We start from the raw sequence: 26,053 nt of genomic DNA, 5'->3' as shown, positions 1-26,053 counted from the left end.
CCGCCCCCGCCAGACGCTCGACTGGGCAACCCCAGCCGAACGCCTGGACCACCTCATCGCTACCTAACGATTGCACTCACCCCTTGACCCCAAGCGGCGTGTCGCGGCAATAACTCCATGATCACCGGGCTGGGGCCGGGGGGCCGAGGGGGGGCGAGGGGGGGCGAGGGGGGGCCGAGGGGGCGGGGTGGGGGGTGTTAGTGGTCGGCGGGGACTGCGGGGTGGGTGATGGGGGTGTCTGGGCCCCGTGGGGTGGGGGACTCGGGTTGGTTGGGCGGCGGGTCGCTGGGATCGGTGGGCCGTGCCGCCTCGGCGCGCGGGTGGCGGGCCCGCCAGGCAGCCCAACCATGCTCCGCCAGGCCGACCGCCAGGAAGGTCAGCCCCACGTACGCCCAACCGACCAGCACGTCGATCACGTAGTGCTCACCGGAGTAGACCAGGGTGAAGGTCATCGCCAGCGGGTACGCGAGCAGCAACGGCCACCAGCGGCGGCGGGTGCTGGTCAGGAAGAACAGCACCACGAACAGCGCCCACGCGGTGTGCAGCGACGGCATCGCGGCGACCGGGTTGGACGCGATCTGGCCGGCGTTGAGCACGTTGCCGGCACCGTGCATGCCGAACGCCTTCCAGCCCCGGGTGGAGATCCGGGCGACCTCGGTGAGCAGACCGTTCTGTGCTGCCCACCAGGGCGGGGCGGCCGGGTAGATGAAGTAGGTCACCAGGCCGGCGGCGCAGAGGAAGCCCCAGCGCCGCATGTACGCGGCCCAGCGGTGCCGGTCACGCAGCCACAGCACCGCGGCGGCGGTCAACGCGACAACGAAGTGCGAAAAGTACACCCAGCTGGCGGCGATGTCCCACCAGTGCACCTGCGGGTGGTAGAGGTGCTGCTGCAACCAGACGGTGGGCACCTCGCCGCCGGTGGCCCAGCCGAACATGAACCGGTCCGCGACGATCAACTCCATCGCGTGTGGGGTGGCCCCGTTGTCGGCGAACCCGCGCGACAGGTTGTAGACGACGAACAGCAGCACCACCGGCACCCAGTCCCGGGCGAAGCGCAGGTGACTGCGCCACGGCCGGTCGCTGTTCCAGGCGACTGTCGCGGCCCAGATCCAGACGAAGGCGTACGTGGGGTCGGTGGGCAGCCCGATCGCCAGCCACGCGGTGACGAAGGCGACCGCCCACACGCTCATGGCGACGACGCGCCGACGACCCCCCTCGCCGGGCGCGGGCGGGTCGGTCCGGGCGGGGGGCTGGGGGTCAGTCACGACGGCCATCGGGGTCAAGGTTAACGACGGGTACGGCATCGACCGACGGGGACCACCCGGTGGTCGTTGCGGGTGGGTGCGCCCGGATCGCCGGGCGCGTGCCCGACGCGTCCGGTGAGCCCCTAGGCTGGCGAGCATGCAGGAGCAGCCCGAGCCGGCCTTCGCGCCGGGTCTGACGGCCCAGGTCGAGTTGACGGTCACCGACGCGGACACGGCCCAGGCGGTCGGTTCGGGGGACGTACCGGTGCTGGGCACTCCCCGGGTGCTCGCGCTGGCCGAGGCCGCGACGGTCGCGGCGACGGCGACCCGGATGCCGGCGGGGTCGACGACGGTGGGGACGCGCGTCGAGCTGGAGCACCTGGCGCCGACCGTGGTGGGCCGGACGGTCCGGGCGCAGGCCCTGCTGGCGACCGTCGACGGTCGCCGGCTGTCGTTCGAGGTCACCGTCAGCGACGGTGACCAGACGGTGGCCCGGGGTCGGGTGGACCGGATCCTGGTGGACCGGCAACGCTTCGTCGAGCGGGCCGGGCGGGCGTCGTGACGGCCGGCTTCGTCGAGGTCGCCGACCGGGTGCACGTGCTCCGCGAGCCACTGCTGCGGGTCAACGTCACCCTGATCGTCGGCGACGACGAGGCGCTCCTGGTGGACACGCTCTCGTCGGCCGCCCAGGCCGCCGAGCTGGCCGCCGCCGTCCGGGCGGTCACCGACCGTCCGTTGACGCTGGTCAACACCCATCACCACTACGACCACTGCTTCGGCAACGCGGTCCTGGCCGGCGACCCACCCCGCCCGGTGTACGCGCACGAGCTGGCCGCCACGGCGTTGCGCACCGACCCGGAGCGGCTGTGCCGGGAGGCGTACGAGGAGTTGCGCGCGGAGCACCCCGGCCTCGCCACCGAGCTGGCCGACACACCACTGCTCGCCCCGACGCACACCGTGCGGATCGAGACGTCGCTCGACCTGGGTGGCCGGCGGGTGCTGCTGCGCCATCCGGGGCGGGGGCACACCGAGGCCGACCTGGTGGTGCACGTGCCGGACGCCGACGTGTTGATCGCCGGGGACCTGGTGGAGCAGAGTGGCCCGCCCGCCTTCGAGGACTCGTACCCCCTGCGGTGGCCGGACGCGGTCGCGGACCTGCTGCGGCTGACCAGCGCGCGCACGGTGGTGGTGCCGGGTCACGGCGATCCGGTGGACGTCGATTTCGTCCGCGCCCAACACGCCGACCTGGTGAAGCTGGCCTGGCTGATCCGGGCCGCGCACACCGGCAGCGCGCCGCCGGAGAGGGTGGCCGCCGAGGCGCCCTTCGGTGCCCGCGCCGCCCTGATCGCCGCCCGCCGCGGCTACCGCGAGCTGAACGGCGAGGCGTAACCCGCCGCGCCCGAGGGCGGGGGGCGCGGGAGCGCGCCGGGCCACACAGCTAGCGCGCGAAGCGGCGCTCCACTGCGGCTCGGGTGGGCATGGCTGTCGCACCGCCGGGGCTTTCGCAGACCAGGCCCGCCACCCGCAACGCGAACGCGACCCGCTCGACCCAACCTGCCGGGGAGTCCGGTTCGCCGTCGGTGAGCAGGTCGGCGATCAGCGCGGCCAGCACCGAGTCGCCGGCGCCGGTGGCGTCGATCGCGTCGACCTTCGGGGCCGGCACCCGGACCGGGTCGGCGTCGGCGGCGGCCAGCACCGCACCCGCCGCGCCGAGCGTCACCACCACCGTGGCGGCACCCAACTCGCGCAGGTACGCGGCGACCCCCTCAACCGGCTCGCCCGGGTAGAGCAGCCCGGCGTCCGCGGCGCTCAGCTTGACCAGGTGCGCGCCGGCGGCGAACTCGGCCACCAGCTCGCGCAGCCCCTCCAGCGCGGCCGGCCCGTCCAGCAGCCGAGGGCGCACGTTCGGGTCGAAGACCCGCAGGCCGGTGGCGAGCGACCAGGCGCGTCGGGCGGCGGCCAGCGTGCCGGGCTGGAGCAGCGCGACGGAGCCGCAGGAGAGCACGTCGGCGCCCTCGACCAGCGCGAGATCCAGATCGTCGGGGCCGAGCAGGCCGTAGGACGGCGGCTCACCATAGAAGCGGAAGTCGGGTTCCGGCCCGGCGTAGGTGACCACCGCGAGCGTGGTCGGCGCCGGCACCGTCACCGCCCCGGCCACCCCGACGTCGACCGAGGTCAGGAAGGCGCGGATCCGGCCGCCCAGCGCGTCGTCGCCGAGCGAGCCGACGAACTGTGCCGCACCACCGAGGCGGGCCACCCCGACGGCGACGTTGAGCGGCCCGCCGCCGATCGCCTGCCGGTAGACCCGCTCCCCGTCGCGCTCGCTGTCGAGCAGGTCGACGAGCGCCTCGCCGAGCACCACCGCGTACCCCATGCCGTTCCTCTCGTCGTCGCCCACCACCGCACCGAGCCGACCGCCGTGCCACCAGGCTGGCACAACGCACGGCCCGCCGGGCGCCGAAGGCGGCGCACCGCGCGCTACCCGGGCGGGTGGACCGGCCCGTCGAGCGCGGCGAGGGGGCGACCGCTGCCGCCCCAGCGGGCCGCGACGATCTGCGCGGCCACACTCACCGCGGTCTCCTCCGGGGTACGACCACCGAGGTCCAACCCGATCGGGGACGCGAGCCGGGCGAGTTGCGCCGCGCTGAGCCCCGCCTCGCGCAGCAGCTTGTGCCGCTCGTCGTGGGTGCGCCGCGAACCCATCGCACCGACGTACGCCAACCGGTGGCGCAACGCCACCGCCAACAACGGCACGTCGAACTTCGGGTCGTGGGTGAGGACGCACACCACCGTCCGGCCGTCGGCCCGGCCCGCGTCCAACTCCGTCCGCAGGTACTGGTGCGGCCACCGCACCACCACCTCGTCGGCCTCGGGGAAGCGCCGTGCCGTGGTGAAGACCGGCCGGGCGTCGCAGACGGTGACCCGGTAGCCGAGGAACGCGCCGATCCGGGCCACCGCGGCGGCGAAGTCGATCGCCCCGAAGACGATCATCCGGGGTGGGATGGCGTACGCGGTCACGAAGAGGCTGACGCCGCTGCCCCGGCGCTGCCCGTGGTAGCCGTACCGGAGCATCCCGCTGTGCCCGGCGGCCAGCAGCCCGAGGGCGTCGACGCGGGCGGCGTCGTCGAGCCGGTCGTCACCGAGCGAGCCGATCGCGACAGGTGGCCACGCGGTCGTCGTCGGCGCGGTCGTCGTCGGCGCGGCCGTCGGCAGCTGGCCGGTCAGCACCAGCCGCCGACCCAACCGGCGAGCCGGATCGGTCGGCACCGCGCCCGGTGGGTCGCCGGCATCGGCCGCCACGCAGGTCACCACTGCCGCTGGTTGGCCGTCGCGGCGGGCGGCGGCGACCGCCTCCACCTCCGGCAGCGCGCTGCCGTCGACGCGTTCCACGAACACGTCGAGAACGCCACCGCAGGTCAGGCCCACGGCGTACGCGTCGTCGTCACCGATGCCGTACCGGATCAGCTCGGGTGTGCCGGTGTCCAGGACGCGGCGGGACCGCTCGTAGAGGTCCGCCTCGACGCAGCCGCCGGAGACGCTGCCGGTGACCGTGCCGTCGACGGCGACCGCCATGGTCGCACCGGGCGGCTGGGGCGCGGAGCGCCAGGTGGCCACGACGGTGGCCAACGCGACAGGTTCACCTTCGCGGCACCGGCGGTGCACCTCGTCGAACACGTCCGGCACCGCCGCTGCCCCTTCGTCGCATCGTCCCCGTCCGCAGGATATGGCGTTCGAGGGCGGCCGGTGGGTCAACTGATCCATCGAGGAACGGCTATTGCGCCGCGGCCGGGTGGCGTGGTGGGATGAGGTGTACCGGGCGGTGCGAGGGCTGCGGCGCCGCCGGTTGCCGGGTTCGTCACACGCGAGGGCGCCGGTCCTGACCGGACCGTTGATGGCGCACGTCCACCGGCCGATTTCCCGCCGGGGCACGTCCGCTGTGCTCACCGCACCGCTCACATCAGCGGGGCGAGCAGGCCACTTCCCACCCGATCGCGACGGGGCGGCTCGAGCAGCGCGCCTCGCGAGTCAGGAGAACCCGTGAATCGTTCCCGTATGGCCGCGTTGCTCACCGCGGCCATGACCTTCGCGCTGGGAGCTGTCGCCCTGGCGTCCAGTCCCCAGCCGGCCGCCGCGCACGGCGCGGCGATGACGCCGGGCAGCCGCACCTACCTGTGCTGGCAGGACGGCCGCAGCCAGACCGGTGAGATCAGGCCGAACAACCCCGCGTGCTCCGCCGCGGTGGCGCAGAGCGGGGCCAACTCGCTCTACAACTGGTTCAGTGTGCTGCGCTCCGACGCTGGCGGCCGCACCACCGGCTTCATCCCGGACGGGCAACTGTGCAGTGGCGGCGCCACCGGTTTCCGCGGCTACGACCTGCCGCGCACCGACTGGCCGCTGACCCACCTGACCGCCGGGTCGCGGCTGGACTTCAAGTACAGCAACTGGGCGCACCACCCGGGCACGTTCTACTTCTACGTGACCAAGGACAGCTGGAGCCCGACCCGGGCCCTGGCCTGGAGCGACCTGGAGCAGCCGTTCCTGACGGTGACCAACCCGCCGCAGCGCGGCTCGGTCGGCAGCAACGACGGGCACTACTACTTCAGCGGCAACCTGCCGTCGGGTAAGAGTGGCCGGCACATCATCTACTCCCGCTGGGTCCGCTCGGACTCGCAGGAGAACTTCTTCGGTTGCTCCGACGTGACCTTCGACGGCGGCAACGGTCAGGTGACCGGGGTGGGCCCGGGCACCGGCTCGCCGTCGCCCGACCCGACCACGCCGCCGCCGGACCCGACCACCCCGCCGCCGGACCCGACCACGCCGCCGCCGGACCCGACCACCCCGCCGCCGAGCCCGACCACGCCAGCGCCGGGCGGTGACTGCATGGCGGTCTACAAGGTGAGCAGCACCTGGCAGGGCGGCTTCCAGGGCGAGGTCACGATCATGAACCACGGCAGTACGCCGTTCAACGGCTGGACCGCGAGGTGGACCTGGCCCAACGGGCAGGCGATCAGCCAGATCTGGGGCGCCACACAGACGTCGTCCGGCTCGTCGGTGACGGCGACGAACGTCAACTACAACGGCACAGTCGCACCGGAGGGCACCACCACGTTCGGCTTCCTGGCCAGCAGCACAGGGACGAACGGTCTCCCGACGGTCACCTGCGCCCGCAAGTAGCCGCCACCACCCACTGAAATGACCAAGAGGTCTGCGTCACCGGAACTGCTCCGGATGACGCAGACCTCTTGGTCATCAGGGTGTCAGCGGACCATCGAACCGACCACCGGCTTCGTGAGCAGGGCGGACTGGTTGCGCTGGATGCCCGGGTCGAGGGTCTTGGCCACGAAGATCGCGTGCCAGATGCAGAAGATCAGCACCGTCCACACCTTGCGGGAGTGGTCGGCTTCCTCCCGCTTGTGCTCGTCGAGCAGCCGCAGCGCGTACGACAGGTCGAGCAGGTCACCCGCACCCGAGGTGCTCAGCACGTGCCGGGCCCACTCGTACATCTCGCCGCGCAGCCAGACCCGGGTGGGGGTCGGGAAGCCCAGCTTCTTGCGGTTGACGATGGCCGGCGGCACGACACCCTGCAACGCCTGGCGCATCGCGTACTTCGTGGCGTCGGAGCGCGGCGGCAGCTTCAGGTCCACCGGGATCTTCGCCGCGACGTCGAAGACCTCACGGTCGAGGAACGGCACCCGCACCTCCAGCGAGTGCGACATCGAGATCCGGTCGGCCTTGACCAGGATGTCGCCCCGCAACCAGGTGTAGAGGTCGACGTACTGCATCTTGGTGACGTCGTCCAGCTCCGTGCACTCGGCGTAGATCGGGGCGGTGACGTCGGTGTAGCGCACCGAGGGGTCGTAGCGCCGCATCAGGTGCTGCTTCTCCTCCTCGGTGAACATCCGCGCGTTGCCGTAGTAGCGCTCCTCGATCGGGGTGGTGCCACGCTCCAGGAAACTCTTGCCCTTGACCCCCTGCGGGATCGCCTTGGAGACCGCGCGCAGGCCCTTCTGCACCCCGCCGGGCAGACCGTTGACGGTGCCCAGCGACAACGGCTCCCGGTAGATCGTGTAGCCGCCGAAGAACTCGTCCGCGCCCTCACCGGAGAGCACCACCGTGACGTGCTCGGCGGCCTTCTTGGCCACGAAGTAGAGCGGCACCAGCGCCGGGTCGGCCACCGGGTCGTCCAGGTGCCAGACGATCTTCGGCAGCGCGTCGATCATGTCCTGCGGACCGATCTTGGTGGGGATGGTGGTGACGTCCAGGTGCCGCGCCGACTCCTGGGCGACATCGATCTCCGAATATCCCGGTACGTCGTAACCGACGGTGAAGGTGAGGATGTTCGGGTTGAACTCCCGGGCCAGCGCGACCACCGCCGTGGAGTCGATGCCGCTGGACAGGAACGAGCCCACCGGCACGTCCGAGCGCATGTGCATGCGCACGCTCTCCCGCAGCGTCTCCCGGATCTCGTGGTACAGCTTCTGCTCGTCGTCGACCGGCGCCGGCCGGAACACCGGCCGATACCACCGCCGTACGTCGATCCGCCCGCCCGGCGTCCAGGTCAGGTACTCCCCCGAGCCGATCCGGCTGATGCCCTTGTGCAGCGTGCCGGGCTCCGGCACGTACTGCAGCGTCAGGTAGTGGCTGAGGTTGGCCGCGTCGACACCCGCGTCACCCTGGTAGTTGCTGTGCGCGAACGGCAGCAGCGCCTTCTTCTCCGACGCCAGGTAGAGCCCGTCGGCGGTCTCCAGGTAGTGCAGCGGCTTGATGCCGAAGTAGTCCCGGCCACCGAAGGCGCGCCGCTCCTGCCGGTCCCAGATGACGAAGGCGAACATGCCGCGCAGCCGGGTGAGCACCTGCTCGCCCCAGAAGTGGTAGCCCGCGACGATCACCTCGCCGTCACCGGCGGTGGCGAACTGGGCGCCGAAGTTCCTGATCAGTTCCTCGCGCAGCTCGATGTAGTTGTAGATCTCACCGTTGAAGGTGAGCAGGTAACGGCCGTTCGCGTACGGCAGTGGCTCGTGGCTCGACGCGACGTCGATGATGGCCAGCCGCTTGTGGGCGAACACGCCGTCCGCGTACCGGCCGGAGGCGTCGCCGACCACCTCGACCCCGGTCTCGTCGGGGCCGCGGTGGTGCAGGCATTCCAACGCTCCGGCGATGTGGTCGCGATGCGCTGCGGCGTTGCCGTTCGCGCTGAAGAAGGCCAGAAGTCCGCACATGGTGGCCATCTTTCCACGCGCGCTGTCGACCCGTCGCAGCCGTCCGTCGATCCACCCGACTCCCGGCGGGCGGCAGCGGGAACCGGGCTCGCGGTACGGTCGGGATCTGCAACGAGGCGGAGGGAGCGGCGCAATGACCGAGGGACAAACCGACGGTACGCCGACAGACGGCACGGAATCGCACGATCCGGACTTCCCGGAGGCGTTCCTGTCCTTCATGCGGCAGGGCTGGCGCGACACCGCGCTCCCCGTGACGCCCCGTCCGGAGACGCCCAACTACGCCAAGCGGCGTGCCGCGCTCTCCGCGGCCTTCCCCGGCGAGACACTTGTCATCCCCACCGGCACCGAGAAGGTCCGGGCCAACGACACCGACTACCCGTTCCGGCCGGGCAGTGACTTCGCCTACCTGACCGGCGACCACGACGCGGACAGCGTGCTGGTGCTGCGCCCGAACGGCTCCGGGCACGACGCGACGCTGTACATGCGGCCCCGCTCATCCCGGGAGACCGACGAGTTCTTCCGCAGCCGCAACGGCGAGCTGTGGGTGGGCCGGCGGCACACCCTCGGCGAGAAGTCGACCGAGCTGGGCCTGCCCACCGCCGACCTGACCGGCCTGGAGGCGACACTCGCCGACCTGGCGCCGGGGCGTACCCGGGTGTTGCGCGGTTTCGACGCCCAGGTGGACGCGGCCGTGCGCCCCTACGACGGGCCCCGCGCCGAGGGCCAGCCGGCCCGCGACCGGGAGTTGGCGATCGCCATCTCCGAGATGAAGCTGGTCAAGGACGAGTGGGAGATCGGCCAACTCCAGGACGCGATCGACGCCACCGTGCGCGGCTTCGAGGACGTGGCCCGGATCCTGCCGGCCGACCGCCCGGTCTCCGAGCGGCTGCTGGAGGGCGTCTTCGCGCTGCGGGCCCGACACGACGGCAACGACGTCGGGTACAGCTCGATCGTCGGTGCCGGCGAGCACGCCACGATCCTGCACTGGGTGCACAACCACGGCGCCACCCGGCCGGGCGACCTGCTGCTGATGGACATGGGTGTCGAGGGCCGCAACCTCTACACCGCCGACGTCACCCGGGTCCTGCCGGTGAGCGGCCGCTTCACCGCCCTGCAACGCCAGGTCTACGACATCGTGTACGCCTCACAGCAGGCCGGCATCGAGGCCATCCGGCCCGGGGTGAAGTTCAAGGACGTCCACCTGACCTGCATGCGGGTGCTCGCCGAGGGCCTGGCCGAGCTGGGTCTGCTGCCGGTGAGCGTGGACGAGGCGATGGACGAGAAGTCGACGATCTACCGGCGGTGGACGCTGCACGGCTTCGGCCACATGCTCGGCATCGACGTGCACGACTGCTCGAACGCCCGCAAGGAGACCTACCGCGACGGCGCGCTGGGCGAGGGCTACGTGCTCACCGTCGAGCCGGGCCTGTACTTCCAGCCGGAGGACGAGCTGGTCCCCGCCGAGCTGCGCGGCGTCGGCATCCGGATCGAGGACGACGTGCTGGTCACCGCGACCGGCGCGGTGAACCTGTCGGCCGGGCTGCCGCGCACCTCCGACGAGGTGGAGACCTGGCTGGCCGAGCAGCGCGAGGCCGGCCCCCGCCTGCCCGGCTGACCGCACCGGCACGACCGACACCGACTACTGCGAACCTCACCGCCGGGCCGCGACGTCTCGACGTCCGGCCCGGCGCGGTAAACGCCCCGCCCCGCCCGGCCGACACCCCGCCCGGCCCGGCCGACGCCCCCGCCGGCGCGTGATCCACTCGGTTTTCTTGAAATCGCGGTGTCCGGACCCCGCCGATACCGCGTTATCAAGAAACCCGAGTGGATCACGCTGGTCCACTCGGCCCGACATCCACCCGGCCTGGCATCCGACCTGACGTCGACCCCGCGCACGCGCCCACGACCCCGGCAACGAGCACCCGACGCGGCGTCCACCCGGCCCACCACCCGACGCGACACCCACCTGCCACCCAAGTCGAGGCCCGCCCGCCACCCGACGCGGCGCGCCCACCGCCCGACGCGGCGCGCCCACCGCCCGACGCGGCGCGCCCACCGCCCGACGCGGCGCGCCCACCGCCCGACGCGGCGCGCCCACCTCCCGACGCGGCGTCCACCCCGCCCACCGCCCGACGCGCCGGCCGCGACCGCCACGATGGCGAGCACCTGACGGCGACGCCTGCTCCCCAAGAGGCCTGCCGCGGACTTCCCGACCCCAGCAGCACCGTTCGCGTGGGCTCGTGCTGCTGGCGCCCTTCGTGTCAACGCCAACGCGCTCACCACGCCTGCCCCAACCTGGGCCTAATGTGGGGTTATCTCGGATAAGTCCTCATCACGAGGATGGTTCTCATACGGTGTGGATCGGAGGCTACAACCTATTTGTAGCTGGTCGTGACGCTTCGGGTGGTGCGACCCCGTCTGGCAGCAGGAAAGGGCGGAAGGCTCTGATGTCCAACGACGTAACGAGTACCGACGGCGGGGCCTCGACAGCTCCGCCGACACGACGACGGCGGGCGCTCTGGGTCGCCGGCGTGGCCGGGCTGACCGGCGTGGTCGGCCTGGCGGCCCTCGGCGGTGTGGCCGCCCGGGACGACAAGCCCAAATCCGAGCGGGCTTCCGACGCGCAGCCGTCGACCAACCGACAGAACGTCAGCGACGCCGGCGGCGCGAACGACGACGGCGCCAAGAAGGACGGCGCCAACGAGGACGGCAACCGGGACGAGTGGAGCGGCGGCGACTGGAGCGGCTTCGACGACCGGTCCGGCAAGGACGACAAACGCACGGACGACAAGCGCGCGGACGACAAGCGCGCGGAGAAGGACCGCACCAAGCAGGTCCCGTGCGACAGCGACAAGCTGATCCAGGCGATCACGTTCGCCAACAACGAGGACGGCGGCGTGCTGGAACTGGCCAAGGGCTGCACCTACACGCTGACTCGCAACCAGGACGGCAACGGCCTCCCGGTGATCACCGAGAACATCACCCTCAAGGGTGAGCACACCACCATCGGCCGTGAGGCTACCGCCGACTACTTCCGCATCCTTAACGTCGGTGCCGGCGGGCACCTCACCCTCAAGGGCCTGAGCATCAGGGGCGGCCAGACCCTTCAGCCATCGGTGACCGCCGACCCGGCAACGGTCTGGGCACCCTACTCGGCCCTGGTCCGGTCCGTCGCGGCCGGCACGGCACCCAAGCCTGCGGTCACCACCGCACCCGCCGGCACGCCGACCTCGGCGTCCACAGCAAAGGCGGCGGCAGCAGCCAAGCCCGCGGCGGCTACGGCCGCAAAGCCCAGCGCGGCAACAACGGCCGCACAGCCCACGGCCGCAAAGCCCGCAGCGACAACGGCCGCCAAGCCCACTGCGGCCACACCCACGACGGGTGTCAAGGCTTCGACGGCAGCGGTCAAGGCCGCTGAAGCCAAGGCCGCTGGAGCCAAGGCCACAGCGGTCAAGGCCGCTGGAGCCGAAGCCCCAGCAGCCAAAGCCAACGCCGCAGTAACGGCAGCCAAGCCGGTAGCCGCGGTGGCGACGCCGGTGCCGGCCGGGTCTGCGGTGGCGCCACTGGTGGACGAGCCGGGATTCAACGACGGAGCCGGGGTGCTGGTGCAGCCCGGTGGACGGGCGGAGATCCTGGACAGCGAGTTGCTCTACAACCAGTCCGGCGGCAGCGGCGGTGGGCTGGCCAACTTCGGCAGCAGCAGGCTCAGCAAGACGACTGTCGCGCACAACACCGCCTTCTTCGTCGGCGGCGGCATCTTCAACGCCGGCGTACTCCAGGTCGACGAGTCGAAGATCAAGGACAACACCGGAATCATCGGTGGCGGTGGCATCTCCAACGGCGCGCCGGCGATTCGCAGCGAGGGCGTTGTGGGCGGTTCGGTCTGGGTCCACAAGAGCGAGGTCACCGACAACGAGACGCTCGGCTTCGGCGGCGGCGTGCTGGATGTCGAGGGCACCACGACGCTGCACCAGACGACTGTCGGTGACAACACCGCGGTGCTCGAGGGTGGTGGCGTCGCGGTGGCGGACAGCCAGCTCACCCTCAAGGACGCCACGGTGGTCAAGAACAGCGCCGCTCGCGAGGGTGGCGGCCTGTTCGTGAGCTCCGACAGCGTCGCGACGATCGAGAGCAGCAGGATCAAGGACAACACCTCGGGCTTGTCCGGCGCCGGTCTCTACAACGACGACGGCGTCACCACGCTGCGCGACAGCGAAGTGGTGGGCAACCGGGCCGTCGGTCCGTTCGCCCGCGGCGGCGGCATCGTCAACGCCGAGGGGAGCGAGGTCAGACTCCACCGGACGAAGGTGGCGCACAACTTCTCCACCCTTGAGCCGGGGGGCATCTTCAACAGCATCGGCGGCACGGTGACGCTGGACGACGAGTCCCCGGTCACCGCCAACCGCCCGACCAACTGCTTCAACGTTCCGGACTGCTTCGCCTGACCGGGTGGGGCTGAACCACATAGAGAGCACGCCCCTCCGAGCCGGTCGCGGCCCGGAGGGGCGTGCCTGTTTGGGCAGCTCACGGGCCCGTGGGCCGGCTTGGGTGGTCCGGGCCCCACTGGATGGAACATGAACCGAATGTGGGCCTTTCTCGGATAAGCCCGCGAGGCGAGGAACCTTCTCATACGGTGGTTTTGGGAGCTACAACCGATTTGTAGCAGGGGACGTCCGTCTGACGGCGGCGACCCTGTCTGGTACGAGGAGAGGGCAGAGAGCTCCGATGTCCAACTACCTAACGAACAACGAAGCCTCCGGGCGGGCGACGGCCAAGCGCCGCCGCAAGCTCTGGCTCGCCAGTGGCGTGGCCGGTTTGACGGGCGTGATCAGTCTCGCGGCGGTGGGCGTCGCGGGCAGCGCCGGTGCGGTCGGCTTGAACTGGAACACCGCGCAGGTCAGCAAGGACGGCGACCAGCGGGGTGAAGAAGGACGCGACTGGGACAAGGACCAGGACCGCGACAAGGACAAGGACCGCGACAAGGACAAGGACCGCGACAAGGACAAGGACAAGGACCACGAGCGCGGGAAGGAGGTGCCCTGCGACACCGACAAGCTGATCCAGGCGATCGTGTTCGCCAACAACAAGCACGGCGGTGTGTTGGAGCTGGCCAAGGGCTGCACCTACAACCTGACCCGCAACGACTACGAGGGCAACGGCCTCCCGGTGATCACCGAGCACATCACCCTCAAGGGTGAGCACACGACGATCTCCCGGGAAGCCACGGCGGACTACTTCCGCATCCTCAACGTCGGCAGCGGTGGGCACCTCACGATCAAGGGCCTGACCATCAAGGGTGGCCAGACCCTCGAACTGGAGAACGGTGTCGAGCCGGCGGCGGTCTGGGCGGCCTACTCGGACTCCGAGGCGATCGCAGCCCAGGTGAAGGCCGGCACGCCGTTGGCCCAGGCGCTCACCGCGCGGCAGGCCAACCCGAAGGCGGGCCTGAAGGCCGCGCCGAAGGTCACCCCGAAGGCCACGCCGGGCGTCGTCAAGCCGCTCGTCGAGGAGCCGGAGGAGAATGACGGTGCCGGCATCCTGGTCCAGCCGGGCGGCACCGCCGAGATCCTGGAGTCCGAGGTCGTCCTGAACCAGTCCGGCGGCAACGGCGGCGGCGTGGCCAACTTCGGCACCACGAAGATCTGGCACAGCACCGTCACCCGCAACACCGCCTTCTTCTTCGGTGGTGGTGTCTTCAACGCCGGCCTGCTCAAGGTCGAGGAGTCGAAGATCAAGGACAACACCGCAGTCATCGGTGGTGGCGGCATCTCCAACGGCGCCGCGGAGATCTTCACCGACGACGTCGACGGCGGGACCGTCGAGCTCAAGAAGAGCGAGATCACCGACAACGAGACGCTGGGCTTCGGCGGTGGCTACCTCGACATCGAGGGCAACACCACGGCGTACGAGACCACGTTCGCCTCGAACACCGCGGTCCTCGCCGGCGGCGGCCTCGCGGCGGCGGACAGCCAGCTCAACCTGCACCACGTCACGATCGAGAAGAACAGCACCGCCGGTGTCGGTGGCGGCGCGGCCATCGCCTTCGACAGCGTGGCCACCTTCGAGAAGAGCACCATCAAGGACAACACCGCCGGCTTCTTCGGCGGCGGGCTCTTCAACGCCGACAGCGTCACCACGCTGCGCGACAGCGAGGTTGTCGGCAACCGGGCCGTGGGCCCGATCGGGGTCGGCGGCGGCATCTTCAACATCTTCGGCGAGGTCAACCTGTCGAAGACGAAGGTCGCCCACAACTTCTCAACCTTCGAGCCGGGCGGTGTCTTCAGCTTCTTCGGCCAGGTGAGCGTGGACGACAAGTCCGCCATCACCGCGAACCGGCCGACGAACTGCCTGGCCATCCCGGGCGGCAGCATCGAGAACTGCTTCGCCTGATCAGGGCACAACGCCAGCACGACGAGCCGGCCCCCTTCCGCACCACGCGGGAGGGGGCCGGTTCACGTCACTTCTGGACGAACACCGCCACACTGCGCGCCGGTACGGTGAAGGTGCCGGCGGCCCGGTCGAACGAGGCGGTACGCAGCACCGGGTCGGCCGAGTCGACGAGCACCGGGTGCAGTGCCACGTCGGCCCCGCGCAGTCCGGTCACCGTCTGCGCAGCCGCCGACGGCGTGCCGTTGAAGACGACAGTCACCGACGCCCAGGCACCACCCAGCCCACGGGCGTCCAGGGTCATGGTCAACACACCCGGCGTCTCCTGCGCACCGGACAGCGGGAACGCCACCCGCCGCTGCACCTGCTCGGCGGTGGCCAGGCCGAACACCGGCGACGACGCCCGGATGCGCAGCAGCTCGGCGTACCGGGCGTCGGTGGTGGTGATGGCTGTGCAGTCCGGCACCAGCGCCGGGTCGGCCAGCAGCGGCTTCGCGTACGGCCACTTGTCCTCGTTGTCGGGCGCGGGCGGCAGGCCGACGCCGAACCCGTTGCCCCGTTCGCAGTCCCAGCGGATCTGGTTGAACCAGTCACCGGAGTTGTACGAGTTGCGGTCCAGCGACTTCGACCGCAGCCGTTCGGTGCCGGCGGTGACGAACCCGGTGCCCTGTCCCAGCACCACAGTGCCCAACGCCAGCACCTGCATCCGGGAGCGGTCCGCCGCCGAGGTGGCCTGCGGCAGCTTGTACGCCAGCGCGTCGTACAGGATCTCGTTGTCGTGCGCGTCGACGTAGGTGACGGCCTCCCCCGGCGCGGCGGTGTAGCCGGCCGGGGAGCCGTTGTAGTCCACCTGCGCCCCGGTGACCTGCCGTCCGGCGGTGTCGGTGAACCGGTACCCGCGCAGGTTGCCGGTCAGACCCACCTTGATCAGGTCGTGGGCGTGCAGCAGGCGGGCCTTCTGCACGGCCGGTGACCCGTTGACCTCGTCGCCGTTCGGGTCGGTGTAGAGGCCGGAGGCGAAGCCCTGCACCCGCGGGTTGGTGTCGAACGGCCCACCGCCGCGTACGGCGTCACGGAGCCGGTCGTTGAAGGTGCCGATGCCGGTGCCCGCCATGTTGGCCTGGGTGGCCTGCACGAACCGGGCGTCGCCTGCCACCTCGCCGAAGTTCCAGCCCTCGCCGTAGAGCAGGATCGACCGCCCGTCCACGCCGTCGCGGGCGACGGTCAGCCGGTCCAGGGCCGCGCGGACGGCCAGGATGTTCGCCTTCGGGTGGTGGCCCATCAGGTCGAAGCGGAAACCGTCCACCCGGTACTGCCGCGCCCAGGTGACGAGCGAGTCGACGACCAGCTTGCCCATCATGGCGTGCTCGGGGGCGGTGTTGGCGCAGCAGGTGGAGTCGGCCACGCTGCCGTCCTCCAGCAGCCGGTGGTAGTAGCCGGGCACGATCTGGTCGAGCACCGACTTCGGGTCGGTGCCGGCCGCGGCCGTGTGGTTGTAGACGACGTCCATCACCACCCGCAGGCCGGCGTCGTTCACCCCGGCGACCATCCGCCGGAACTCGGTGGTCCGCGCCGCGCCGACCGGGTCGACGGCGTAGCCGCCCTCCGGCACGGTGTAGTGCAGCGGGTCGTACCCCCAGTTGTAGCCGTCGGTGTCGGCGACCGCCGCCACGCAGGTCTGCTGTTCGGCGGAGTCCGGCGGCAGCGCGGCCAGGTCGCAGGCCGGTTGGCGCTGGTCGGCCCGCTGCTCCGGGATGGTCGCAAAGTCGAACGCCGGCAGCAGGTGCAGGTGGGTGACCCCGGCGTCGCCGAGCGCCCGCAGGTGGGTCATGCCGGCCGTCGCCGGGTCGGTGAAGGCGAGGAAGGTCCCCCGCCGCTCGGCCGGCACGGTGTCGTCGGCGATGGAGAAGTCCCGCACGGACAGCTCGGTGATCTGCGCCTTCGCGGGCGGCACCGGTGCCGGCTTGCGTAGCGTGCGCCACCCGGCCGGGGCCAGCGCCGGGTCGTTCAGGTCGACGAGCTGACTGTGGGTGGAGTCCGCCGCCAGGGCCACCGAGTACGGGTCGGTCACCGAGGCGGTGACCAGCTTCTGCGCCGCGGGTTGCCACGCCCGCACCTCGTACCGGTAGAACCTGCCGGTCCAGGTGTGGTCGCCGCGCGCCGACCACACGCCGGTGCGGTCGTCGCGGCGCATCGGCACCGCCTTCGGTGACGCGGTGGGCGAGTCGAACAGGTGCAGCGCCACGCTCTGGGCGGTCGGCGCCCACAGCGCGACGCTCGGTGTCCGGCCGTCGAACGTCGGGCCGAGGGTGGCGTCGGTGGCCCGGGAGTACACGTCGTCGAGCACGCCGGGGATCTGCACCCCGGTCGCGGCGAGCAGCGCACCCTCGGCGTCGCGTTCGGTGACCAGCAGTTGCCCCCGCAGCGCCGCCGGGACCTTCACGAGGTCGTGCCGATCAAGGGCGAAGCTACGGTACGACCACAGGTGCGGGAACCTGTCGCGTTGGGCCTCGGTCAGCCCGTTGCGCTGCGCCCGCAGCGGCACCGTGGTGTACGCCCCGGTCAGCTCGCCGTCGACCACGCTGACCCCGCCGTTCGGCGCGGCGACGAGCGCGTACGTCCTTCCGTCGGTCGGCGGTGTCTGCCACACCACGGTGGACCTGTCGATCCAGTGCGCCTTCTGCTTGCTGATGTCGGTGTCCCCCCTGGCGGTGGCCGCCGTCGACGGCAGCAGGCGGCCCGGCGTGGCGGCGAGCAGCCACACCTCCCGGCCCACGCTGGCCAGGTCGAGCCGCTGATCGTCGGGCAGGTCCTTGGTGTCGCCCCGGTGGATGATGTAGTTCAGCCCGGTCGCGCCGGCCGCCAGCGGCACCCGGAACACCGCCCCGAACGCGTCGGTCCCGGTGGGCTTCAGCGGCGCGGACCACTCGGTCGGGTTGGCCGCCCCGTCCCACACGTGTAGGCCCCAGCCGTCGTAGGTGTTGTCGGCCCGCCGGTAGTGGATGACGGCGGTGCCCTCCTCGACCGGCGGGGCCGGCTCCCCGGTGGCCGCCTGTCTGCTCGGGTAGATCGCCGGGTCGCCCTGTTTCAGCCAGATCTCCCCGGTCTGCGTGACGTCGATGCCACGGTCCTGGGCGACGTCCTTCGCACCGGCCTTGTCGACCACCAGGAAGTTCACCGACGTCGCGCCCGGCTTGAGTTTCACCCACGCGAACCGGCCGTAGGAGTCCTCCCCCGCGAACGGCTGCCCCGTGGGCCACTCGGTGACGTACGCCGGGTCGATGTCACCCCAGGCGTACAGCCCCCAGTCGTCGTACCCACCCGCCGGGCGCTGGTAGTGCACCACCGCCCACTCCCGGGAACCGCCCTGCGGGGGCGTACCCACGACGGCGGTGGACCGGGCGGTGGCGGTGCGACCCCGGCCGTCGCGGACCACCGCCTTGTACTCGATCCGGGTGCCGCCGGCCAGGCCGGTCAGGTCGTGCTGCACGGTGTACGGCGCGTGGTCGGCGCTGCCGAGCAACGTCCACCGGCCGCCCGCGACCCGGGCGGCGACGGTGACGGTGGCGAGGGGGTCACCTGTCACCTGGGCGGTGACGGCGGCCCGGGTGGCGACCAGCGCGTCCGGAGCCGGGGTGGTGACGGTGAGCGTCGGTGTGCCGGCCACCTGTGCGATGGGGGTGCCGGCCCGGTACACGACCGCCGACAGCGGCGCGACGGTGAGGCTCAGCCGGCCGTCAGCGCCGGCCTGTCCCGCCGAACGGGCCGGGGGCGCTCCGGCGCAGCATGCGCCGCCGGCCCGTTCGCCGTCCGCGCTGCCGTAGATGCCGGTGAAGGTGGCGCCAGCCGACCAGGTGTCCACGGTGACAGTCTGCGCGGTGTCGGCGTTGTTCACCGCCACCACGTACTCGGTGCGGTCGGCCGGGGCGACCCGGGAGGCGGCGAACACCCCCGGGCCGTCGGCCGCGTACCGGGTGACCTGCACGCCGTCGCGCAGCGCCGGATGCGCCTGGCGCAGCCGGCCCAACTCGGCGATGGTCCGGTACAGCGGGTGGCCGGTGTCGAACTGGTCGCTGGCGTGGGTGCGGTCGGTGCCGAGCAGGTCGTCGTCGAGGTAGTCGGGCACCTTCGACGCGAACATGTCCTGCCGGGCGTCCTTGTCCCCGCCGGGCCCGGTGAAGCCCTGCTCGTCGCCGGAGTAGATCACCGGTTGGCCCCGGGTCAGGAACATCAGCTGGTGCGCGAGCTGGTCGCGGCGCAGGTGGCTGGCCGGGTCGGTGCCACCACCGGCGACGAACGAACCGATCCGGCCCATGTCGTGGTTGCCGAGGAAGGTGGTCAACCGGCCGGCGTCGGTGTCCCGGGCGGCGTAGAGGTCGTCGCGGGCGTACACGTCGGCGAGCGCCCGCGCCGAGCCGGCACCGGCGGTGAAACCGCGCGCGGCCTCCTGGAAGGCGAAGTCGAGAGTCGCCGGCAGGCCACCCTGCCGGACGTAGCGGGAACTGACCTCCGGGTCTGCGCTGTACACCTCACCGAACATGAAGAAGTCCTTCTTGCCGGCCTTCTCGGCGGCCCGCTCGATGCCCTGGCTGAACTGCGGCCAGAACTCCATGTTGACGTGCTTCACGGTGTCCAGGCGGAACCCGTCGACGCCGATCGCGCCGATCCAGTCCCCGTACGCCTTGGTCAGCCCCCGCACCACCTCGGGCCGCTCGGTCCACAGGTCGTCGAGGCCGAAGAAGTCGCCGTACTCGCTGTTCTCGCCGGCGAAGGTCGAGTCGCCCCGGTTGTGGTACATGGTCGCGTCGTTCAGCCACGCCGGGACCTTGACGTCCGCGTCGCCCGGGTCCGGAAAAACCGGGGTGTACGGCCCGGACGCCTGGTTCACCCGTGGGAACGCGCGACTGCCATCGGCGTAGTTGCGGTCCTCGAACGCCCGCCCCCGCGCGTCGGTGTACGGCGAGGTCGCCTTGTCCACGTACGCGTAGGAGTCCTCGGCGTACTTGATGACGTCGGCGGTGTGGTTGACGATCACATCGAGGTAGATCTTGATGCCACGTCGGTGGGCGAGCGTGACCAGCCGCTTCATCTCCTCGTTGCTGCCGAAGTGCGGGTCCACCTGCGTGAAGTCGGTGATCCAGTAGCCGTGGTAGCCGGCCGAGATGTCGGTGCCGGCGCCCTGCACCGGCCGGTTCTTGAAGACCGGGGCGAGCCAGATGGCCGTGGTGCCCATCCCCTGGATGTAGTCCAGCTTGTCGATGACACCCCTGAGGTCACCGCCGTGGTAGAAGCCCTTGTCGGTCGGGTCGAGCCCGGTCCGCAACCGGTCACCGGTCAGGCCGCCCCGGTCGTTGCGGGGGTCGCCGTTGGCGAACCGGTCCGGCAGCACGAAGTAGAACTGCTCGGCCCGCGCCGAGGTGCCGCCCGCCTTCAGCAGCGCCTCGGCGGTGGGTTCGGCGGGCCACTGCGCGGCACCGGTGGTGGCCTTCGTGTCGGTGCCGGGCGGCCGGGGGTCCGCCGAGGCGCCGGGCTGGTGCGCGGCGACCGGAGTGCCGCCGAGGGTCACGGTGAGCAGAGGGACGAGGGCCAGCACGGCGGTACGCGGAATCGGCGGGGGTTTCATCGACGCCTTTCTCTGGTCGCTGATGGGCCGCACGCTAACCGTCGCCGAAACATTCTGCAATGCCTTGCAAACATGGTCGCAACACAGCAGCGTCCTTGCGGAAGTGCCGCTCAGAATCCGCTACAGCGCACCCCGTCGACAGTGCACACCCGGGGGGTGCTGGAGGCCCGCTCCAGGTGAAACCGCAACGACACCGACCCACCGGGCCGCACGTCCACCCCACTGACGTAGGTGAAGCCGCTGCCGTCCTGCCGCACCGTCCCCTGTGGCACGCCCTCCACCCAGGCCGTCACCAACCGCCCACCGGAGAACTCCAACCGGACCGTCCAGCCACGACTCTCGGCGGACCGGTTGACCATCGACACCTCACCGATGAAACCCCCGTCGAAGCTCTGCACGACCCGGTAGCGCCCACTCATTGCCGGCTGCCCCTGCGGAGCCCGGCTCGGTGACCGCGGCACCGCCGGCACACCCCCCGTCGCACCGACCGACGCGCCGGCCGACGGTGACCGCGAGGCCGTGGCGCTCGGCGGCAGCCCGCTCGCCCGCCCGGACAACCCCGGCCGTACCGGCGGGGGCGACGACGCCGGGCCGGGAGCAGTCGGCACCTCCGCCGCCGTCGGCAGCGGCAACGCCGGCGGCCTCGACGCGCCGTCCGGCGCAGGACTACGCCCCCGGTACGCGCCCAGAGCCATGAAGAGCAGCACCACCATCACGAGGACACCAGCGCCCACCACGATCCATGGCGACGACACGATCGCAACCGGACCGTGCGGCAGTCGCGGGGCACGACGCATGCCGGACATGTACCTCCTTCAGCGCACCGTCCGGGCAGCCTAGCGATCGGCGGCCGGGGCCGGTAGCGCCGACGACGCGCCGCCGTGGCAGTTCGGCTCAGCCGAGCCGGCAGTCGACCCCGTTGATCGTGCACCGGAGCGGCCGCTGCGCCGACTCGCCCCAGCCGACCCGCAGTCGCAGCGTCCGAGAGTCACCCACGTCCAGCGAACGGGTGCCGCGCAACACGAACTCGCCGTGCCCGCGACCCCGCACCGAGACCCCCGAGTCGTCAGCGACCCGCAGAGCCCACAGGTCGTCGTCGAACGCCAACTCCACAACCCAGTCCATCGACCGACTCGACTCGTTCGCGATCGACAGCACCGCCGCGTCACCGTCCCAGCCGTTCGTACCGACCTGGTACCGAGCACTGACCGTGCGCTCCGCCGGCGCGCCCGACACCAACGGAGCGACAGACTCCGCCGGCGCGCTCGTCCGCGGCGGAGTCGGCGAACCGGTCACGGTGACCCGTGGCGACGGCGCCCGACTGCTCCGCGACGGCCGCGGCGACACCGAACGCCGCTCCACACCGGCCGGAGTCGGCCCACCGGTCGCCGACGAGGCAGCCGGCACGGTCGGCAGGAACACCGGAGGCGCGGCCCGCGGCGCGACTTCCCGCTCCCGGGTACGGAACGACAGCAGCGCGATCACCAGGAGCACCACCAGCGCACACACACCGAGCAGCACCACGATCCACGGCGCCGACGTCAACACCCGAGCCGCTCGCGACCCCGCCGCACCATCCGGCCGCACTGCCATCAGGTCTCCCCTCGTCCCCACCGACGCGACAGCGTAGCCAGCGGCGCACGGACCGGGAACCGGGCGGGTACGGATCGGGCCAACCGGCCCGGGTCGGTCAGCCCGTCCGGACGACAGTGCAGATGAGTGGCCCGTCAGCAGAGACCCGCAGCAGGTAGCGGTACCGCTCTCCCGGCACCGCCTGCCCCCGACTGTCCAGGAACTCCCACTCGACCGCCACCATCGTCAACATCGCCGACAACGGCTGCACGTCCTCGATCCGGGCGTGGGCCGCGACCAACTCCCGGTCGTGATAGTCGGGCGCGGCACCCACGAAGGACAACGCCACCGCCGCCGCGGACGTGAACGAGAAACTGTAGGTGTCGGCCACCACCAACCCCGGCAGGGCGTAACAGCCGGCGATGGCCGGCAGATCGCCGGAGGTCAACGCCACGCCGTACCGGTCGAAGAAGTCGGCCAACGTGTCAAGATCCGTGGACGCGTTCACGGTCACAGCAGTTGCCGGTCACCGCCCAGGTCAAACCTCAGCGCGGCGGCACCCGTACCTCGATCTCCGCACCCAAGCCCGCGTCGGCGGCCAGGCCAAGGTCGTCCCCACTCCAGAACCGTCCCGGGTCATACCAGTTCGGACGCCGGCCCGCCGGCAACAACCCCATGGCCTCATAGGTCACCGCCACCACCTCGGCGCAGTACGCCGTCTCCAGTGCCCGATCCCGTTCCCCCGCCGAGCCGGCCGGGCGACCGGAGGTGGCCGGGTTGGCCGGGGTTGGCCGAGGTGCTGGCCGGCCGGGAAGCGGCAGCGCGGACAGGCGACCAGGGAGCGGCAGCGCGGACAGGCGACCGGGGCGCGGCAGCGTCGGCACCCGACCACGCACCCAGCGCCACGCCAACTGCGCGGTCGACGGGAACGGCGTGCCGTCCAGCCGCGCGATCGTCCGCAGCACCGCCCGCTCCATCTCAGCGTCGGCCGGCGGGTCGAGTTGCCGCAGCCAGGCCCGCTGGCCGTACCGGTTGGCCCAGACGCAGACCGCGTCCCGCAGATCGTGCAGTTGGACGCCGCGCTGGTGGGTGCCCGACCACAGATCCGGCAACGACCTACCCAACTCCGCGTGCCACATCAACGGCGGCATGTCGTCCAGCACGACCGCCATCCCGACGTGGTTGACCGGGCTGTTGGTGGTGAACTGGATTGCCCGGTCCGGCACGCTGCGACCCCGGAACACCCACACGTCTCCGGTGCGGGTCAACTCGACGGCCTCATCCAGGCTGATGCTCATGGGGGACTAGCCTAGGCCGATGCGGCAAGGATTGCGGTGGTGGAAGATTCTCGGGCTGGCCGGCCTCGCCGGCGTAGCGGCCTCCGGCGTGGTCATCGCGCGGGCCGAGCGGCGCCGACGCGCGTACACCCCGGAGGAGATCCGGCAGCGCCTGCTGGAGCGGCACGCCCAGGCCGGCGACGCCGCGAGGCCCACAGACGGCGCCTGACCACCCGACCGATCACCGATCGTCTTTCCGCACCGCCGACCTTCGGCCCTCCCTCATGGACGGTGGCCGCGACGGTGGCGGTCGCGCTGGTGCTCGTGATGCTCGCCGCAGCGGCTCAGGCGGAGTTGGCCCAGGAGGGATTTTTGACCGATTCGCCCCGATGTGGGCGACACTCGGACGCGTAGGCGGAAGCGCGGGAGGCGGGCCCGGTTCGGGCCGGAACCAGACTCGGCCATGGTCCACTCCGATTTGCCAAAACCGCGGTGTCCCGGCCACACGGACACCGCGATATTCATGAACCCGAGTGGATCATCGCCCTCCGCCCGCAGGGCGGACCACCGCGTGGGTATTTTGTTCTGTCTGGGGGTTTCGTCCTGTGGTCAGGGCCATCGTGGCGGCGGAATGGGGGGCCGGGCCGGGTCGTTATACCTGGCATGCCGCCGCAGCCCCCGGGCTGTGGTGTGCGGCAGCCCCCGGGAACACCCGCCGGGGTGCCACGGTTACACCCCCCGGACCCTGCCAGCATGGGTAGGGCCAACCCCCGGATCAGCGCGGCGGAATGCCTCACCGCCCCGGGGTCGTTACATCCCCCGCAACGCTTCGAGCAGGTCCCCCCGGATCGCCGGCGTTGTCGCGAACTTCCCCGCACGGCACACACCCCCCCGCACACGTCCGCCGTGCACCCCCGATGCAGAGGAGCACGCCATCATGCGTACCGATCTGATCCGCAAGACCGCTCTGACCGCCGCTGGGCTCGCCTTCACCGGTGGTGCCATCGCCGGACCCGTCACCACCGCGTTCGCCGCGCCGAGCACCGCCAAGCCCACCACCCAAACCCAAACCGACCGCAAGCCCAACGGTGAGCGTCAACTGGGCGTGCGCTACGAGGCGCAGCCGAACTTCTACTACTGCGGCCCCGCCGCCACCCGCAACGCCCTGTCCGTGCAGGGCAAGAACATCAACGTCGACGACATGGCCAAGGAAATGGGCACCACCGAAGCCGGCACCAACAGCATTAACGACATCACCCCGGTGCTGAACAAGGAAACCGGCAAGGCCGACGCCTACCACAGCGTCGAGATCAGCAAGCCCGACGCCGACACCACGCAGACCGACAAGCTGCGCGCCGACATCGTCAAGACCGTAGACAACGGCCGGGCCGTCGTCGCCAACATCGCCGGCACCAGCACCGACACCAACGGCGTCACCCACTCCTACGAGGGCGGGCACTACATCAGCGTCGTCGGCTACCACGACAACGGCACCACCGTCACCATCGCCGACTCCGCCGACCCCAACCAGGCCGCCTACGACATCACCGTCGAGCACCTCGCCGACTGGATCGCCACCCGCGGCTACGCCACCAGCTGACCCACACCACCCCGCACGCACCGCCGCACCGCCGCACGGCACCACCGCAGGGCCGCACGACCACAGCACCACACCACTGAAGGGCCGGACCCCACCACGGGGTCCGGCCCTTCGGCGTACTCGAATCAGGGTTCCCGACCCACGCGCGCCGACTTGGCGTCCGCCACCGGTTCAGCGTCCACCGCTGGATCGGTTGCCTCGATGCGGTGGGCCCGTCGGCGTAGCCACCAGGTGCTGCCCAGGCCGGCGAGCACCGCGAGGACAAGCCCGGCCCAGGAGATGTCCTTAAGCCAGTGCTCGGCCGCCCGACCCACGGTGAACAGCAGGTAGGTGGTGCCGAACGCCCAGACCAGCCCGCCGGCGGCGTTGGCCAGCAGGAACCGCCGGTACGGCACGCGCAGCGCCCCGGCGAGCGGGCCGGCCAGGATCCGCAGCAGCGCCACGAACCGGCCGAAGAACACCGCCCAGACGCCGTAGCGGGCGAAGCTCTGCTCGGCTCGGACGAGTTGGGCGGGACCGAGATGACGGGGGAAGCGCCGGCCAAGTCGTGCCAGCAGTGGACGACCACCGCGACGGCCGACCGCGTACCCGATGGAGTCGCCGACGATCGCACCGGTCGCCGCGGCGGTGGCCACCCACTCCGGTTCGACCACGCCCGTGGCGGCGAGCAGCGCGGAGCTGACCAGGACGATCTCGCCGGGCAAGGGGATGCCCATGCTCTCCACGCCGATAACCCCGCCGACGAGCAGGTATACCGCGATCGGTGGCAGCGACACGAGCCAGTGCTGGACGTCGAACACGGTTGACCCCTCCTCCGACCGGGCCTCGAACCCTACCCGCGGTCAGCCGCCCCGACCGGCCCGACCGGCATCGTCCGACCGCCCCGACCAACCCAGGCCAGCCCGACACTTCATTGACAGCGAGATCGCCGCCGTGCCCGCGCTTGTTGCGCGCTCAGGTTGGCCACGACACTTTCCCTAACGCGTCCTAGGAGGCTAGGGGTGGGGTATGGGGCGGAGGGGCGACGCCCGGGTTGCGCAACTAGCAAGACGGACGTACGGTTTTGTTGAGAGCGGAATCGGCGGTAAGTGTCACCTAACCTCGGCGGCCCCCCGACCGGTGCGACAGAC

At 71.4% G+C, this 26,053-nt stretch carries 18 protein-coding genes; 8 read left to right on the top strand and 10 right to left on the bottom strand.

Going from position 1 to position 26,053, the window contains the following annotated elements; genetic code table 11:
• Positions 1 to 197: 197 nt before the first annotated feature.
• Positions 198 to 1,274, bottom strand: coding sequence for a phosphatase PAP2 family protein (locus tag AB0B14_RS23985; protein WP_357077979.1), 1,077 nt, complete (start codon positions 1,272 to 1,274; stop codon positions 198 to 200).
• A gap of 127 nt (positions 1,275 to 1,401) precedes the next feature.
• Between AB0B14_RS23985 and AB0B14_RS23980 the strand changes: the two genes are divergently transcribed.
• Positions 1,402 to 1,806 carry a hotdog domain-containing protein gene (locus AB0B14_RS23980; protein WP_357077976.1) on the top strand — a complete coding sequence of 135 codons (405 nt, stop codon included), beginning with the start codon at positions 1,402 to 1,404 and terminating at the stop codon, positions 1,804 to 1,806.
• Complete coding sequence (locus AB0B14_RS23975; RefSeq protein WP_357524237.1) at positions 1,803 to 2,633, top strand: MBL fold metallo-hydrolase; 831 nt, start codon at positions 1,803 to 1,805, stop codon at positions 2,631 to 2,633. The genes AB0B14_RS23980 and AB0B14_RS23975 overlap by 4 nt, the downstream gene beginning before the upstream one ends.
• Before the next feature lie 49 nt (positions 2,634 to 2,682).
• On the opposite strand, the gene AB0B14_RS23970 is transcribed toward AB0B14_RS23975, so the two are convergent.
• Complete coding sequence (locus AB0B14_RS23970) at positions 2,683 to 3,618, bottom strand: PfkB family carbohydrate kinase (RefSeq protein WP_357078147.1); 936 nt, start codon at positions 3,616 to 3,618, stop codon at positions 2,683 to 2,685.
• A gap of 104 nt (positions 3,619 to 3,722) precedes the next feature.
• Positions 3,723 to 4,928 (bottom strand): XdhC/CoxI family protein, encoded by a 1,206-nt coding sequence (locus AB0B14_RS23965; protein WP_357524235.1) that lies wholly within the window; start codon positions 4,926 to 4,928, stop codon positions 3,723 to 3,725.
• 369 nt (positions 4,929 to 5,297) lie between these two features.
• Here AB0B14_RS23965 and AB0B14_RS23960 point away from each other — a divergent pair, with 369 nt between their 5' ends.
• Entirely contained in the window at positions 5,298 to 6,419 is a 1,122-nt protein-coding gene (locus AB0B14_RS23960; RefSeq protein WP_357078143.1) for a lytic polysaccharide monooxygenase, read from the top strand.
• A gap of 83 nt (positions 6,420 to 6,502) precedes the next feature.
• Here the strand turns inward: AB0B14_RS23960 and asnB are convergent, their stop codons facing one another.
• Positions 6,503 to 8,464: an asparagine synthase (glutamine-hydrolyzing) gene (gene asnB / locus AB0B14_RS23955; protein ID WP_357077967.1), complete on the bottom strand. Its 1,962-nt coding sequence runs from the start codon at positions 8,462 to 8,464 to the stop codon at positions 6,503 to 6,505.
• Positions 8,465 to 8,597: 133 nt separating this feature from the next.
• Between asnB and AB0B14_RS23950 the strand changes: the two genes are divergently transcribed.
• The 3 genes from AB0B14_RS23950 to AB0B14_RS23940 all read left to right on the top strand — a co-directional run bounded on the left by AB0B14_RS23950 (position 8,598) and on the right by AB0B14_RS23940 (position 14,854).
• On the top strand, positions 8,598 to 10,079 hold the full coding sequence (locus tag AB0B14_RS23950) for an aminopeptidase P family protein (protein ID WP_357077964.1): 1,482 nt from the start codon (positions 8,598 to 8,600) through the stop codon (positions 10,077 to 10,079).
• A gap of 625 nt (positions 10,080 to 10,704) precedes the next feature.
• Positions 10,705 to 12,909 carry a hypothetical protein gene (locus tag AB0B14_RS23945; RefSeq protein WP_357524234.1) on the top strand — a complete coding sequence of 735 codons (2,205 nt, stop codon included), beginning with the start codon at positions 10,705 to 10,707 and terminating at the stop codon, positions 12,907 to 12,909.
• A gap of 280 nt (positions 12,910 to 13,189) precedes the next feature.
• On the top strand, positions 13,190 to 14,854 hold the full coding sequence (locus AB0B14_RS23940; RefSeq protein WP_357524232.1) for a hypothetical protein: 1,665 nt from the start codon (positions 13,190 to 13,192) through the stop codon (positions 14,852 to 14,854).
• Positions 14,855 to 14,921: 67 nt separating this feature from the next.
• Here the strand turns inward: AB0B14_RS23940 and pulA are convergent, their stop codons facing one another.
• The 5 genes from pulA to AB0B14_RS23915 all read right to left on the bottom strand — a co-directional run bounded on the left by pulA (position 14,922) and on the right by AB0B14_RS23915 (position 23,344).
• Positions 14,922 to 20,474 carry a pullulanase-type alpha-1,6-glucosidase gene (gene pulA / locus AB0B14_RS23935; protein WP_357524230.1) on the bottom strand — a complete coding sequence of 1,851 codons (5,553 nt, stop codon included), beginning with the start codon at positions 20,472 to 20,474 and terminating at the stop codon, positions 14,922 to 14,924.
• Positions 20,475 to 20,584: 110 nt separating this feature from the next.
• Complete coding sequence (locus tag AB0B14_RS23930) at positions 20,585 to 21,229, bottom strand: cellulose binding domain-containing protein (RefSeq protein ID WP_357077952.1); 645 nt, start codon at positions 21,227 to 21,229, stop codon at positions 20,585 to 20,587.
• 139 nt (positions 21,230 to 21,368) lie between these two features.
• The gene (locus AB0B14_RS23925) at positions 21,369 to 22,067 is read right to left on the bottom strand and encodes a hypothetical protein (RefSeq protein ID WP_357077949.1); all 699 of its coding nucleotides are present in this window, start codon (positions 22,065 to 22,067) and stop codon (positions 21,369 to 21,371) included.
• A 97-nt stretch (positions 22,068 to 22,164) separates the two neighbouring features.
• Positions 22,165 to 22,554, bottom strand: coding sequence for a hypothetical protein (locus AB0B14_RS23920; RefSeq protein ID WP_357524228.1), 390 nt, complete (start codon positions 22,552 to 22,554; stop codon positions 22,165 to 22,167).
• A 37-nt stretch (positions 22,555 to 22,591) separates the two neighbouring features.
• On the bottom strand, positions 22,592 to 23,344 hold the full coding sequence (locus tag AB0B14_RS23915; RefSeq protein WP_357077944.1) for a hypothetical protein: 753 nt from the start codon (positions 23,342 to 23,344) through the stop codon (positions 22,592 to 22,594).
• Between the two features lie 19 nt (positions 23,345 to 23,363).
• On the opposite strand from AB0B14_RS23915, the gene AB0B14_RS23910 reads away from it, so the two are divergent.
• Together AB0B14_RS23910 and AB0B14_RS23905 are read left to right on the top strand one after the other, a co-directional pair.
• Entirely contained in the window at positions 23,364 to 23,552 is a 189-nt protein-coding gene (locus AB0B14_RS23910) for a hypothetical protein (protein WP_357077941.1), read from the top strand.
• A gap of 708 nt (positions 23,553 to 24,260) precedes the next feature.
• Complete coding sequence (locus AB0B14_RS23905; RefSeq protein ID WP_357522590.1) at positions 24,261 to 24,923, top strand: C39 family peptidase; 663 nt, start codon at positions 24,261 to 24,263, stop codon at positions 24,921 to 24,923.
• Between the two features lie 125 nt (positions 24,924 to 25,048).
• Here the strand turns inward: AB0B14_RS23905 and AB0B14_RS23900 are convergent, their stop codons facing one another.
• Positions 25,049 to 25,723 carry a DedA family protein gene (locus AB0B14_RS23900; protein ID WP_357069915.1) on the bottom strand — a complete coding sequence of 225 codons (675 nt, stop codon included), beginning with the start codon at positions 25,721 to 25,723 and terminating at the stop codon, positions 25,049 to 25,051.
• Between the last annotated feature and the right edge of the window lie 330 nt (positions 25,724 to 26,053).

Origin of the sequence: Micromonospora sp. NPDC049171 (genome assembly GCF_040648275.1) — a bacterium.
Taxonomy (GTDB): Bacteria; Actinomycetota; Actinomycetes; order Mycobacteriales; family Micromonosporaceae; genus Micromonospora.
The sequence above is the reverse complement of the archived record's forward strand: the minus strand, read 5'-3'. Positions and strand labels throughout refer to the sequence as shown.